This window comes from Streptomyces sp. NPDC059002, assembly GCF_042740435.1.
Classification (GTDB): Bacteria; Actinomycetota; Actinomycetes; order Streptomycetales; family Streptomycetaceae; genus Streptomyces.
Genome location: NZ_JBHYJI010000020.1, coordinates 66921 through 79450, shown reverse-complemented (window position 1 = coordinate 79450; position 12530 = coordinate 66921). Strand labels below are relative to the sequence as shown.

At 71.6% G+C, this 12530-nt stretch carries 13 protein-coding genes and 1 tRNA gene; 7 read left to right on the top strand and 7 right to left on the bottom strand.

Annotated features, from left to right (window positions below; all coding sequences use genetic code 11):
- Positions 1–153: 153 nt before the first annotated feature.
- Complete coding sequence (locus ACFWZ2_RS20030) at positions 154–591, bottom strand: nitroreductase/quinone reductase family protein (protein ID WP_384547413.1); 438 nt, start codon at positions 589–591, stop codon at positions 154–156.
- A 29-nt stretch (positions 592–620) separates the two neighbouring features.
- Positions 621–1172, bottom strand: a complete 552-nt coding sequence (locus ACFWZ2_RS20025) for a TetR/AcrR family transcriptional regulator (RefSeq protein ID WP_384547411.1) — start codon at positions 1170–1172, stop codon at positions 621–623.
- Between the two features lie 168 nt (positions 1173–1340).
- Here ACFWZ2_RS20025 and ACFWZ2_RS20020 point away from each other — a divergent pair, with 168 nt between their 5' ends.
- The 3 genes from ACFWZ2_RS20020 to ACFWZ2_RS20010 all read left to right on the top strand — a co-directional run bounded on the left by ACFWZ2_RS20020 (position 1341) and on the right by ACFWZ2_RS20010 (position 3825).
- Entirely contained in the window at positions 1341–1814 is a 474-nt protein-coding gene (locus ACFWZ2_RS20020) for a DUF1348 family protein (protein ID WP_384547409.1), read from the top strand.
- Positions 1815–1913: 99 nt separating this feature from the next.
- Complete coding sequence (locus ACFWZ2_RS20015) at positions 1914–3320, top strand: NADP-dependent succinic semialdehyde dehydrogenase (protein WP_384547408.1); 1407 nt, start codon at positions 1914–1916, stop codon at positions 3318–3320.
- Between the two features lies 1 nt (position 3321).
- Positions 3322–3825 (top strand): DUF6328 family protein, encoded by a 504-nt coding sequence (locus ACFWZ2_RS20010; protein WP_384547406.1) that lies wholly within the window; start codon positions 3322–3324, stop codon positions 3823–3825.
- A gap of 14 nt (positions 3826–3839) precedes the next feature.
- On the opposite strand, the gene ACFWZ2_RS20005 is transcribed toward ACFWZ2_RS20010, so the two are convergent.
- The 3 genes from ACFWZ2_RS20005 to eno form a co-directional block, all read right to left on the bottom strand.
- Positions 3840–5018 (bottom strand): 4-hydroxybenzoate 3-monooxygenase, encoded by a 1179-nt coding sequence (locus ACFWZ2_RS20005; RefSeq protein ID WP_384547404.1) that lies wholly within the window; start codon positions 5016–5018, stop codon positions 3840–3842.
- Positions 5019–5841: 823 nt separating this feature from the next.
- On the bottom strand, positions 5842–6102 hold the full coding sequence (locus tag ACFWZ2_RS20000; RefSeq protein WP_384547402.1) for a hypothetical protein: 261 nt from the start codon (positions 6100–6102) through the stop codon (positions 5842–5844).
- A 33-nt stretch (positions 6103–6135) separates the two neighbouring features.
- The gene (gene eno / locus ACFWZ2_RS19995; protein WP_384547400.1) at positions 6136–7416 is read right to left on the bottom strand and encodes a phosphopyruvate hydratase; all 1281 of its coding nucleotides are present in this window, start codon (positions 7414–7416) and stop codon (positions 6136–6138) included.
- 194 nt (positions 7417–7610) lie between these two features.
- On the opposite strand from eno, the gene ACFWZ2_RS19990 reads away from it, so the two are divergent.
- Together ACFWZ2_RS19990 and ACFWZ2_RS19985 are read left to right on the top strand one after the other, a co-directional pair.
- Complete coding sequence (locus ACFWZ2_RS19990) at positions 7611–8033, top strand: MarR family winged helix-turn-helix transcriptional regulator (RefSeq protein WP_384547398.1); 423 nt, start codon at positions 7611–7613, stop codon at positions 8031–8033.
- 15 nt (positions 8034–8048) lie between these two features.
- Entirely contained in the window at positions 8049–8702 is a 654-nt protein-coding gene (locus ACFWZ2_RS19985; RefSeq protein ID WP_384547396.1) for a hypothetical protein, read from the top strand.
- A 138-nt stretch (positions 8703–8840) separates the two neighbouring features.
- Here ACFWZ2_RS19985 and ACFWZ2_RS19980 read toward each other — a convergent pair.
- Positions 8841–8914: transfer RNA gene (locus ACFWZ2_RS19980), tRNA-Pro, on the bottom strand.
- 107 nt (positions 8915–9021) lie between these two features.
- Here ACFWZ2_RS19980 and ACFWZ2_RS19975 point away from each other — a divergent pair.
- Together ACFWZ2_RS19975 and ACFWZ2_RS19970 are read left to right on the top strand one after the other, a co-directional pair.
- Positions 9022–9552 (top strand): DUF309 domain-containing protein, encoded by a 531-nt coding sequence (locus ACFWZ2_RS19975; protein ID WP_384547394.1) that lies wholly within the window; start codon positions 9022–9024, stop codon positions 9550–9552.
- Positions 9553–9641: 89 nt separating this feature from the next.
- The gene (locus ACFWZ2_RS19970; protein WP_384547497.1) at positions 9642–11726 is read left to right on the top strand and encodes an MDR family MFS transporter; all 2085 of its coding nucleotides are present in this window, start codon (positions 9642–9644) and stop codon (positions 11724–11726) included.
- Between the two features lie 15 nt (positions 11727–11741).
- On the opposite strand, the gene ACFWZ2_RS19965 is transcribed toward ACFWZ2_RS19970, so the two are convergent.
- Positions 11742–12509 (bottom strand): sulfite exporter TauE/SafE family protein, encoded by a 768-nt coding sequence (locus tag ACFWZ2_RS19965; RefSeq protein ID WP_384547392.1) that lies wholly within the window; start codon positions 12507–12509, stop codon positions 11742–11744.
- Positions 12510–12530 lie beyond the last annotated feature (21 nt).

The window sequence follows — 12530 nt, the reverse complement described above, 5'->3', positions numbered from 1 at the left end:
ACCCCCTGATCCGGGCCACCACGCGGGGGTCTACCTTGTGATCTAGACCCCCCCCCCCCCGGACGTCCCCGCCCCCGGGGGGGCCCGGGGGGCCCGACTCCACGGGCCCGCCCGGCACTTCACGCCGACGGCGCCATCACGCCACCGGCACCATCACGCCACCGGCTCCAGCCGGAACACCGGATGCCGCGCCGCCTCCGCGGCGAACTCCTCGTCCGTCGACGCGCCGGTCACGTCGAAGTAGGGCCGCGTGACGGGCACTTCGCGCCAGTACTGGCGGAGCACCGGCGCGCTCTCCTCGGGCCCGAGCTCGACCACGCGCACGCTCTCCGACCTGCCGCCGCGGCTGAGCCCGATCTCCCCGGCCGCGCGGGCGTTGCGCACCCAGTTGCTCACCCCGTAGGCGGCCACGACCCAGCGCTCGCCGCCGGACGTCATCACGTCGACCGGAGTGACGTACAGGCGCCCGGACTTCCTGCCGCGCACGGTCAGGTTGTGCCGGTACGCCTTGCCGATCCCGAACCGGGTCATCGTGTGGAACACCCGGTTGATCATGCGCGTACCGGCGTTCAAGCGGTACGTCTTCGCCATCGCCCCTCCTCGTACCGAAAGCTCGAAGCCTACGCCGTGGCCAGCAGTTGGGCCGCACCGAGGCGCGCCTGACGTGCCGGTTCGGGGGAACCGGAGATCGCGGCGGTCGTCATGGCGCCCTCGGCGAGCAGCACCAGCGGGCCGACGGCCCGCTCGGATCCGCCCGCGTCCGCCACCAGACCCGCAAGGTACTCCCGGAACGCGGCCTTGTGCGCCCGTACGGTGTCGGCCACCGCCGGGTCCACCGCGCCGAGTTCACCGAAGGAGTTGATGAAGGCGCAGCCGCGGAAGTCCGGCTCGGTGAACCACTCGTACAGCCAGTCGTAGACCGCGAGGACGCGCTCCTCGGCGCCCTCCGTGCCGTCCACATGGGCGGCGAGGCGCTCGCGCCAGCGGCGGTCGCGCCGTTCGAGGCAGGCGCGGACCAGCTCCGACTTCGAGGGGAAGACCTGGTAGAGCCGCTTGAGCGAGACGCCCGACGCGGTGCGCACCTGGTCCATGCCGACCGCCTGGATGCCGCGTTCGTAGAAGAGCCCCTCGGCGGCGTCGAGGAGTCTGGTCTCCGCTTCGGTGTGCTCCATGGAGCCGCTCCTCCGGTCGAGAACGTACGTTCTCCGACCCTACTACGCACCCGGAAGCGCCCGCACCGTTGCGCGAGAACGAGCGTTCTCCTATCGTGGCATCCGCCGCCGGAGAACGCTCGTTCTCCACAGACCGTCGCCCGTACCACCGCCACCGAGGAGAGCGCCATGCCCACCGCCGCCCGGCCCCCCGTCCCGCCCTTCACCCGCGAGACCGCGATCGAGAAGGTCCGCCTGGCCGAGGACGGCTGGAACAGCCGCGACCCCGAGAAGGTCGCCCTCGCCTACAGCGCGGACTCCCGCTGGCGCAACCGCGCGGAGTTCGTCACCGGGCGCGACGCCATCGTCGCCTTCCTGTCCCGCAAGTGGGCCCGCGAGCTCGACTACCGGCTCGTCAAGGAGCTGTGGGCCCACGACGGCCGGCGCATCGCGGTGCGCTTCGCCTACGAATGGCACGACGACTCCGGCCAGTGGTACCGCTCGTACGGCAACGAGAACTGGGAGTTCGACGACGACGGTCTGATGCGCGCCCGGCACGCCTGCATCAACGACCTGCCGATCGAGGAGTCCGAGCGCCACTACCACTGGCCGCTCGGCCGCCGCCCCGACGACCACCCGGGGCTCAGCGACCTCGGCCTGTAGGCCCGTCCGCCGCCTTGCGCAGGTGCCGCCGCCGGTTCAGGGTCGAAGGACAAGGGAACCCGGTCCCGGGCCGCAGCACGCACCCCGAGGAGGAACGGCATGCCCATCGCCACCGTCAATCCCGCAACCGGCGAGACACTCAGGACCTTCGAGCCGCTGACGGCCGCCGGGATCGAGCAGCGCCTCGCGGCCGCCGACGCCGCGTTCGCGGGCCACCGCGCCACGTCCTTCGCCGAGCGCGCCGGGCTCCTCCACCGGGCCGCCGACCTCCTGGAGGAGGACACGGCCGACATCGCCCGCACGATGACGACGGAGATGGGCAAGCCCGTCAAGGCGGCCAGGGCCGAGGCGGCCAAGTGCGTCAAGGCGATGCGCTGGTACGCCGACCACGCCGAGCGGCTCCTCGCGGACGAGCGGCCCGCGCAGGCGGACGTGACGGACTCCGGGGCGTCCCGGGCCGTCGTGCGCTACCGCCCGCTCGGCGCCGTCCTCGCCGTGATGCCGTGGAACTTCCCGCTCTGGCAAGTGGTGCGCTTCGCCGCGCCCGCCCTGATGGCGGGCAACGTCGGCCTGCTCAAGCACGCGTCGAACGTGCCCCAGACCGCCCTCTACCTGGAGGACCTCTTCCACCGCGCGGGATACGCCGACGGCTGCTTCCAGACGCTGCTCGTCGGCTCCGGCGCCGTCGATGCCATCCTGCGGGACGACCGGGTGGCGGCGGCGACCCTGACCGGCAGCGAGCCCGCGGGCCGCGCGGTGGCCTCGGCCGCGGGCGACGAGATCAAGAAGACCGTCCTGGAACTGGGCGGCAGCGATCCGTACGTGGTGCTGCCGAGCGCCGACATCGACCGCGCCGCCGCGACCGCGGTGACCGCCCGCGTGCAGAACAACGGGCAGTCCTGCATCGCCGCCAAGCGCTTCATCGTGCACGCCGACGTCTACGACGCCTTCCGCGACCGGTTCGTCGCCGGGATGCGGGAGTTGACGGTCGGCGACCCGATGGACGAGGACACCGACGTCGGCCCGCTCGCCAGTGAGGCCGGACGCGACGACCTGGAAGAGCTCGTCGACGACGCGCTGGCCCAGGGCGCCGCCGCGCTCTGCGGCGGACAGCGCCCCAAGGAGCGGGAGCGGGGCTGGTACTACTCCCCCACCGTCCTCGCCGACGTCACCCCGGGCATGCGCATCCACCGCGAGGAGGCGTTCGGCCCGGTGGCCTCGCTCTACCGCGTGGCGGACCTGGACGAGGCGGTGGCCCTCGCCAACGACACGCCGTTCGGGCTGAGTTCCAACGTGTGGACCCGCGACGACGCGGAGGTGGAGCGCTGTGTGCGGGACCTCCAGGCGGGCGGCATCTTCTTCAACGGCATGACCGCGTCCCACCCCGGCCTGCCCTTCGGCGGAGTCAAACGCTCCGGGTACGGAAGGGAGTTGGCGGGACACGGCATCCGCGAGTTCTGCAACGCCACGACGGTCTGGTACGGCCCCTCCGACACGGAGGGCTGACGTGCCCGGCGCGGAGCCGACCGAACCCGCGCGGCCCCGCGGCCGCAACGAGACGCCGGAGGAGCGCGCCGACCGGCGCTGGGGCGATCTGATCCAGGAAGTGCGGGTGGCGCAGACCGGGGTGCAGATCCTGTTCGGCTTCCTCCTCACGGTCGCCTTCACGCCGCGCTTCACGGAGCTGAGCGACACGGACCGGACGATCTACATCGTGACGGTCGTCCTCGGCGCGTCCGCGACCGGCGCCCTGGTCGCCCCCGTGTCCTTCCACCGCATCGTGTCGGGCCGCCGGATCAAGCCGCAGGCCGTGGCCTGGGCGTCGCGCCTCACCATGGCGGGCCTCGTCCTGCTCCTCGGCACGCTGACGGCGGCGCTGCTGCTCGTACTGCGGGTCGCCACCCACGACTCCACCGTGCCCTGGCTGGTGTCCGGCGTGGTCGCCTGGTACCTGCTGTGCTGGTTCGCGCTTCCCGCCTGGGCGCGGCACCGGCACACGTCACCGGACTGAGCCCGCCAGTCGGCTCAGCTGTCGGCCTCCTTGCCGATGTAGAGGTCGGCGAAGGCGGCCGCGGCGGTCGGTGAGCCGAGCAGCCTGCGCAGCCGGGCCGCCGCGGTGCCCGCCTTGAAGGGGTCGCCGGACGACGCCCCGTGCAGCACCTCCGAGAACCACTGCGAGAACTCCTGGTACTGCCACACCCGGCGCAGCGCGGCCGCCGAGTAGCCGCGCAGGCCGCGTTCGTCGCCCGTCGTACAGAAGGAGACGAGCGCGTCGCCGAGCAGCAGCGCATCGTGCAGCGCGAGGTTCATGCCCTTCGCGGCGATCGGCGCGGCGAGGTGCGCGGCATCGCCCGCGAGATACAACCGCCCGTACGCCATGGGCTCCACGACGTAGTTGTGCATGTCCAGGACGCGCTTCTCGATCAGCCGCCCCTCGGTGAGCGGCGGCGCCCCCGCCGCCGCAAGCCTGGCGCGCAGCTCCGACCACACGCGTGCGTGCGGCCAGTTGTCCGGGTCGTCGCCCGGCGGGCACTCCAGGTAGTAGCGGGTCACCTGCGGGCTGCGGGCCATGTGGGCGGCGAAGCCGCGCGGATGGAGGCCGAAGACGACGCAGTCGCTGGACGGCGGCGCCTCGGCGAGCAGCGCGAGCCAGCCGATGCCGTAGTCGTGCCGCGCGACGCTCGCGCGGCCGTCCCCCACGAAGGCCCGCGTGACACCGCGCGCCCCGTCGCAGCCCGCGACGGCCACGCCGTCGACGCGCTGCCGTTCCCCCGTCTCGGGGTCCGTGTACGACACGGCGGGCCGGTCCGTGTCCGTGTCGTGGAGTGCCACGTCGCGTACGCCGAAGCGGATGTCGCCGCCCGCGCGGTCCGCGTACGCGCGCACGAGGTCGGTCACCAACAGGGGCTGGGGATAGACGAAATGGCGGTGCCCGGATATCTCGGCGTAGCGGAACCTGTGGCATTCGCCCGCGCCGCGGAACTCGCACTCCGTGTGCACCTGCGCGCGTTCCAGCAGCGGTCCGGCGAGTCCGCGCTCCGCGAGGGCACGCACCGCCCACTCCTCCAGGAAGCCCGCGCGGGGCCGCCGTTCGATGAATTCCCTGCTCTCCGCCTCGAGCACCACGCAGTCCACGGAGGCGGCCCGCAGGACATGGGCCAGGGTCAGCCCGGCCGGTCCCGCGCCCACGACGACGACAGCCATCCGCACAGTATGGCCCTGCGGACCGGCGCAGGACGGACGCCTGCCAAGATCGCGGAGTTCGCCAGGTTTCGCTACCTTCGGCGCGCTTGACCTGCGACGCAAGGAGGTTAACGATGGCTAACGCAGGTCGCTGCCGAGCGGCCCGCGGGGGCCCCCGATCAAGCTGCCGCTACATTTGACGGGAACCCCTCACAGCAGCCCCCGCCTGCTTCACGGATTCCTCTTCCGCGCGGGGACGCACCCAGGTCTCCCGACGTGACGGAGGCCCGGCCCCCGGATGCACCCGGGGGCCGGGCCGGTCGCGCGGGTGGCGGGCCCGGTCGATTACTCAGCGGCCGGGCCCGTTTCATGAGCCCGCCGACCGGATCGCCACGCATGCGCCGTCAGTTCAGGAACGGCACAAGACACCCCACGATCACCCCAGCCACGGCCGCGGCGTCCAGCACCAGCTGGATCCACCACCGATGTCGCCGGAACCACTCCGGCACTTCCGACTGGTCCATCGAACCCACCTCCTGTCTCTCGTGGTCCCTCCTGCTGCGCGTGACGTCACACGGACCAGAAGGGGCGTTGAGAGACAGGCCTGGGCTTCTGCAGCGGAGGCTATCGCGGGGCGGCCCGCGATCCCCGCGGCTACGACCATTCGCCAGGGTTCGCCACGGGATTGCCTAGGTCACGTCCCAAGGTCACCGTTCCTGCGACAAGTTCGGACAGTTTGTGCCTGATTTCGGCACCCGTTGGGGGCGCGCGGCGCACCGTGCGACGACAAAGAGGTGCGGGGCCCACCGGCATCCGGTGAGCCCCACACCATCACGGTCAGACGTCAGGCGAACGGGTCGCCCGCCACGCCACCGAGGCGGACAAGACCGGGCCTGCCCCCGTCCATGACGCGCGCGTACAGCGTGTAGGCCGAGCCCGTCCCCGCCGCCCTGGCGCGGACCCAGGCCAGCACTTCCTCGACATCGGCACCGGTCACCTCGTACTCGTCCGATGCCCCCTGCGCCTTGTCCCAGAAATACGCCCGGTAGACGGCGTCATCGTGCTCCCAGGCGGTGTCCCGCGGATCCACTCCTCGTACATGCATGGGACACCACGGTAATGGCACGGCGGACGGGCCTCAGCGGCGGCGCAGCGCCGCCGAGCCCGCATAGCGAGCGCTGTCGCCCAACTGCTCCTCGATGCGGATGAGTTGGTTGTACTTGGCGGTGCGGTCGGAACGGGACAGCGAGCCGGTCTTGATCTGGCCGCAGCCCGTGGCGACGGCGAGGTCGGCGATCGTCGTGTCCTCGGTCTCGCCCGAGCGGTGCGACATGACGACGGTGTAGCCCGCCCGGTGCGCGGCATCGACGGTGGCCAGGGCCTCCGTCAGGGTGCCGATCTGGTTGACCTTCACCAGGACCGAGTTGGCGACGCCGGAGGCGATGCCCTCGCGCAGGATCGTCTCGTTCGTGCAGAACACGTCGTCACCGGTGAGCTGGCAGCGCGCGCCGACCCGCGCGGTCAGGTCCCGCCATCCCGCCCAGTCGTCCTCGGCCATCGGGTCCTCGATCGACACGACGGGGTAGGAGTCGATCAACTTGACCAGATAATCGGCGTGTTCGGCGGGTGTGCGCCGCACCCCTTCCCCGGCGTAGTCGTAGCCCCCGTCGCGGAAGAACTCGGACGACGCCGGGTCCATGACCAGGCCGATGTCCGTGCCCGGCCGGTACCCGGTGCGCTCGACGGCGGCGACGACGAAGTCGAGGGCCTCTTCGGCGGTACGCAGGGCGGGCGCGAAGCCGCCCTCGTCGCCCACGCCCGTGGAGTGCCCGGCGGCAAGGAGGTCGCGGCGCAGGGTGTGGAAGATCTCGGAGCCCATCCGCACGGCCTCGGCGAAGGTCTCCGCGCCGATCGGGGCGATCATGAACTCCTGGAAGTCCAGCGGATTGTCGGCGTGCGCGCCGCCGTTGACGATGTTCATCATCGGTACGGGAAGCAGCCGGGCGCCGGAGCCGCCGAGGTAGCGGTACAGCGGCAGGCGGTGGGCGGCGGCCGCGGCCTTGGCGGTGGCCAGGGAGATCCCGAGGATCGCATTGGCGCCGAGCCGGGACTTGGCGGGGGTGCCGTCCGTGGTGACGAGGGCGGCGTCGAGGCCGGCCTGGTCCTCGGCCTCGCGACCGACGACGGCGGCCGCGAGTTCCGTGTTGACGTGGCGTACCGCCTGGTCGACGCCCTTGCCGTGCCACCGGTCCCGGTCGCCGTCGCGGAGTTCGACGGCCTCGCGGGCGCCGGTCGAGGCGCCGGAGGGAACCGCGGCCCTGCCGATGGATCCGTCCGCAAGCTCCACGTCCACTTCGACGGTGGGGTTGCCCCTGCTGTCGAGGACGCGGCGGCCGGTGACGGTGGTGATGGCGGTCATGGGAGCCCTTCCCGTTGTCGCATGCGTGCCGGGTTCGGCTGCGGCGACGGTGGCGCTGGACCCGGCAGCGACACTCTACAGCAGTGCTGTGCAGTTGTGCTGTGTAGTTGTGCTGTTCAGTTCAGCTGCACAGTCCTGCTGTACAGTCGGGCTGCGCAGCGGCTCTGTGCAGCCGCGCTGCGTTAAGGTGCGGTATGCCCCTTCCGGAATCCGCCGCCGTCGCGGCCGAACTGCGCACCGCGATGGGAAAGCTCACGCGGCGCGTGAAGCTCGAGGACCAGATGCCGTTCGGTCAGGTGGCCGTCCTCGGCGCGCTGGACCGCGGCGGCGCGATGACCACCAGCGAACTGGCCGCCGCCCAGCGCGTGCGCCCGCAGTCCATGGCCCGAGCCGTCGGACTGCTCATGGAGCAGGGGCTGATCACCCGCCGGGCGCATCCGACCGACGGCCGCAAGAGCCTGGTCGAGCTGTCCGCCGCGGGGCAGACGCTGCTGGAGGAGGAGCGGGGGCGCAGGGCGGACTGGCTCGCGCGGGCGATCGAGGCGGAATTGACGGGCGAGGAGCGGGAGTTGCTGGCCCGCGGGATCGGTCTCGTGGAGAGGCTCGCGGCGCATTAGGGCCCCGTGGACCCCATGAGACTTCCCCTCACCCTCCACCACGCGCGCCTCGGGGCAACGGAGTTCAAGGTGATCCGCCCCGCCGGGCCCCTGTCCCGCGCGGCGCTCATCGACCACGACCGGCACCTGGACGCCTACCTCGACGAGGACGCCGCACGCCGCCTCGGCGGCCTGTGGACACTCGCCGCCACGTCACCGCGCGCGCTGATCCACCTGCCGATGCGCCGCAACCCGCTGCCCTCCCGCGCACTGCCGGAGCACGCGGCACATCGGCTCGATCTCGTGCTGCTGCACCACTCGCTGCAGTTCGCCCCCGCACGCTGGAAAGAGCTCCGCAACCGTCTCGGCCCGGGCCGGCCGCGGACCGTCACGCTGCCCGACCCGTCCCTCGCGAGCGCTGCCCCGGTCGGCCACCACGGTCGGCACCATCGGGAGAACCGGGACCTGTTCCACCAGCACCGCCACGCCGAGACCCTGTTCATGACCGGCAGCGCCAAGGTGTTCAGGGACACCGCACGGCACTTCCTCGACGTCGCCCGCCACGGCCCCGGTTACGTCCCCGTCCACCCGAACTACCCGCACTTCTGCACGGAACTCCACTCGAACGACGGCGTCCTCGGCAACGCGCGGGAGATCCACATCGAGTACTGCGACGCATGGAACGCATGACCCGGCCCGCCAACTGACCCTCGACCGGCCCTCAACCGGCCCTCAACCGGCCCTCGGCAACGCTCAAGACCCCCCGACAACGCCCAAGGGCCGCATCAGATTTCTCTGATGCGGCCCTTGAACCACGACTCTTACGAGTCGGGACGACAGGATTTGAACCTGCGACCCCTTGACCCCCAGTCAAGTGCGCTACCAAGCTGCGCCACGTCCCGGTGTGTTCTGCGCGGTGCCCCGCGTGATCACAAGAAGAACTCTACCCCACATTCGAGGGTGCTCCGTTCCCCGGTGACCGCCGTCAGCTTCGCGCGACAATCGCCGTATGAGCACTGCACCTGGACCGTACGACCGTGGCCGCGACCGGGACCGTGACGCGGCGGGCCGGGCCCGCAACCAGCGGCCGCGCGACGGGCTCGGGCGGCCCCTGCCGTACGGGGCCGATGGCGTGGACCGGCAGCCGGAGGGTGTGGTCCGCACACCCGGGGAGTCCGTCGACGAGGCGCAGGCCCTGCTGGACGCGGGGCGGCCCTTCCACGCGCACGAGGTGTTCGAGGACGCGTGGAAGACGGGCCCCGAGGAGGAGCGCGGCCTGTGGAAGGGGCTCGCCCAACTCGCCGTGGGCCTCACGCACGCGGCCCGCGGGAACACCACGGGCGGCGCCAGGCTGCTGCTGCGGGGAGCGGAGGCGGTCGCCGACTGGAGTGCGTCGACCGGCCGGTCGAGGCCGCACGGGATCGACGTGGCCGAACTGACCGCCTGGGCGCGAGCGTTGTCCGCCCGTGTCGCCGGGGACGCCGCGCCGGTCGACGCGGCGTCCCACGCACCGCGCCTGCGCGGCCGCGCCCCGGAGTAGTCCGCGGCCCCCGGCCCCGCTCTCCCCCTCCCGGCCTCGCCCCGCATGCACATGCCCGGCCCCGGTGTTTGGGTGGCCGTGTGACCACCATCGATGAGCCGGCAGCCGGTTCCGCGCCCGGCGCCGCGCAGCCGCAGGCGCCGCCCGTCCTCGACCGGCGGCGCCGCAATGTCGTCTTCGTGACGATCATGCTCGGCATGCTGCTCGCCGCCCTCGACCAGACCATCGTGGGCACCGCGCTGCCCACGATCGTGTCGGACCTGGGCGGGGCCGAGCACATGTCGTGGGTCGTCACCTCGTATCTGCTCGCGGAGACCGTCGCGACGGTCCTGGTCGGCAAGTTCGGTGACCTGTTCGGGCGAAAGGTCGTCTTCCAGCTCTCGGCGATCATCTTCATCACCGGCTCGTTCCTGTGCGGTCTTTCGACGAACATGACGCTGCTCATCGCCTGGCGTGCGATGCAGGGCATCGGCGCGGGCGGCCTGATGGTCACGTCGATGGCGCTGATCGCGGACGTCATCCCGCTGCGCGAGCGCGGCAAGTACCAGGGTGCGATCGGCGCCGTGTTCGGGGTCTCCACCGTGATCGGGCCGCTGCTCGGCGGGCTCTTCACGGACCATCTGAGCTGGCGCTGGGCGTTCTACGTCAATGTGCCCATCGCGATCGTCGTGGTCCTCGCGGCGGCCAGGACCATCCCGGTCGTGAAGTCCGCGGTGCGGCCCGTCATCGACTATCTGGGCATCGCGCTCGTCGCGGTCGGCGCGAGCGCGCTGATCCTGGCGACGAGTTGGGGCGGCAACCAGTACGCGTGGGGGTCGCCGACCATCATCGGGCTCTTCGCCGGCGGCGTGATCGCGCTCGCGCTGTTCTGCGTCGTGGAGACGCGGGCCGCCGAACCGATGCTGCCGATGCGCCTGTTCGGCAATCCGGTCTTCACGGTCTGCTCGATCCTCAGCTTCATCGTGGGCTTCGCGATGCTCGGCGCGATGACGTTCCTGCCGACCTATCTGCAGTACGTCGACGGGGACTCGGCCACCATCTCGGGCGTGCGCACGCTGCCGATGGTGATCGGCCTGCTCATCGCGTCCATCTTCAGCGGCAACGTGGTCAGCAAGACCGGCACGTACCGCATCTTCCCGATCGTCGGTGCCCTGGTGATGGCGCTCGGGCTCTATCTGCTCTCGCTCATGGGCAGCGCCACCAGCACCTGGCTGGAGTCGCTCTACATGTTCGTGCTCGGTACCGGCATCGGCCTGTGCATGCAGGTCCTGACGATCGCCGTGCAGAACACCGTCCCGTACACGGATCTGGGCACCGCCACCTCCGGCGTCACCTTCTTCCGTACGCTGGGCAGTTCCTTCGGCACGGCCGTGTTCGGCACCATCTACGCCAATACGCTCACGCCGAACCTCAAGGACGGGGTCGCGGAGGCCGTGCGGGCCGGGGCGGGTGACCCCGCAACGGTCGGCAAGGCGGCGCAGAGTCCGGAGGGGCTGCACGAGCTGCCCGCGGCGGCGGCCGCGCCCATCGTCAAGGCATACGCGGACACCCTGCACACCGTCTTCCTGTGGACCGTTCCCGTCGCGCTCATCGGGTTCGTCGTGGCGCTCTTCCTCAAGCAGGTGGAGCTGCGCGACAGCGCGCGGATGGGCGCGCCCGACATGGGCGAGGGCTTCGCGCAGCCGACCAGCGGCGATTCGGGGCATCTCCTGGAACGGGGCGTCGCGAACATCATCCGCAATGTCGGCATGGACACCGCGCGCGGCATCATCCGGGACTCCGACACGCGTCTCGACATCGCGGGTGCCTGGGCGGTCATGCAGGTCGCGCTGTTCACCCGGATGGTCGGGCACGCCCATCTCGGTCTGATCGCGGCGCGGCGCAGGATTCCGGCCGAGGTGCTGGTGCCCGTCTTCGACCGCATGGTCGACGAGGGCTATCTGACCCGCACCGGGATGTACTTCTCGCACACTCCGGCCGGTGAGCGCGAGGCGGAGGTCATCGCCGGTGCCTGGTCCGCCTGGCTGGGCGAGGAGATCGAGAAGGACCTGGGCAGGCCGCCGGACAAGGAGCTCACCGAGGCGCTCGACGCGATCGCCAAGCGGCTGCTCGCCGAGGACCTGGAGCACGGGCTCTCCCCCGAGACGGCGGGCGCCTCGGTCGGCTCGCGCTGACGGGGCCGTACCGCCTCAGCGCAGCAGGAGTTGGAGTCCGCCGAGCACGGTCGCGCCGATCACCAGCTGTTCGAAGAGGCGCTGATCGATGCGGTCCACTGCGTACTTCCCGAGGACCGCCCCCGGCACCACGAAGAGCACCAGGGCCGCGTCCACGAGCAGCGAGTGGGGGTCGATCAGGCCGAGGCCCACGCTGAACGGCACCTTGGACGTGTTGACGATGAGGAAGAACCACGCGGCCGTGCCCAGGAATCCAAGCTTCCGGAAGCCCGCCGAGAGCAGGTACATCGACATCACGGGGCCGCCCGCGTTGGCGACCATGGTGGTGAAGCCGCCGAGCACGCCGTAGGAACGGGCCTTGAGGCGGCCCCCGCGGGAGCCTTCGTCGTCCGGGTCCGCGCGGGCCGCGGTCCTGCGGCGCGCGATCGTGACGCCCGCCATGAGCAGCAGGATCGCCCCGATCGACGTCCGCACCACGGCGTCGCCGGCCCACACGAGGAAGGCCGCGCCCACGACCACTCCCCCCGCGACGGCCGGGAACAGCCGCCACAGGGTGGGCCAGTGGGCGTGCCTGCGGTAGGTGAGCACGGCGAGGACGTCGCCCGCGATCAGGATGGGGAGCAGGACGCCGGTCGACGCGCGGGCGGGCAGGACGGCCGCGAAGACCGCGAGGCTGATCGTGTTGGCCCCGCTGACGGCGGTCTTCGAGAAGCCGACGAGCATCGCCGCCGCGGCGAGCGCGGTGAACTGCCACGGCGTGATGTCCCACAGTGATATGTCCATGCCGGAAACACATGCTAGGGC

Bases quoted from the DNA above. Each gene is read 5' to 3' on its own strand.
- ACFWZ2_RS20030 (WP_384547413.1), bottom strand. From the start codon at position 591: ATGGCGAAGACGTACCGCTTGAACGCCGGTACGCGCATGATCAACCGG.
- ACFWZ2_RS20025 (WP_384547411.1), bottom strand. From the start codon at position 1,172: ATGGAGCACACCGAAGCGGAGACCAGACTCCTCGACGCCGCCGAGGGG.
- ACFWZ2_RS20020 (WP_384547409.1), top strand. From the start codon at position 1,341: ATGCCCACCGCCGCCCGGCCCCCCGTCCCGCCCTTCACCCGCGAGACC.
- ACFWZ2_RS20015 (WP_384547408.1), top strand. From the start codon at position 1,914: ATGCCCATCGCCACCGTCAATCCCGCAACCGGCGAGACACTCAGGACC.
- ACFWZ2_RS20005 (WP_384547404.1), bottom strand. From the start codon at position 5,018: ATGGCTGTCGTCGTCGTGGGCGCGGGACCGGCCGGGCTGACCCTGGCC.
- ACFWZ2_RS20000 (WP_384547402.1), bottom strand. From the start codon at position 6,102: ATGCATGTACGAGGAGTGGATCCGCGGGACACCGCCTGGGAGCACGAT.
- eno (WP_384547400.1), bottom strand. From the start codon at position 7,416: ATGACCGCCATCACCACCGTCACCGGCCGCCGCGTCCTCGACAGCAGG.
- ACFWZ2_RS19990 (WP_384547398.1), top strand. From the start codon at position 7,611: ATGCCCCTTCCGGAATCCGCCGCCGTCGCGGCCGAACTGCGCACCGCG.
- ACFWZ2_RS19985 (WP_384547396.1), top strand. From the start codon at position 8,049: ATGAGACTTCCCCTCACCCTCCACCACGCGCGCCTCGGGGCAACGGAG.
- ACFWZ2_RS19975 (WP_384547394.1), top strand. From the start codon at position 9,022: ATGAGCACTGCACCTGGACCGTACGACCGTGGCCGCGACCGGGACCGT.
- ACFWZ2_RS19965 (WP_384547392.1), bottom strand. From the start codon at position 12,509: ATGGACATATCACTGTGGGACATCACGCCGTGGCAGTTCACCGCGCTC.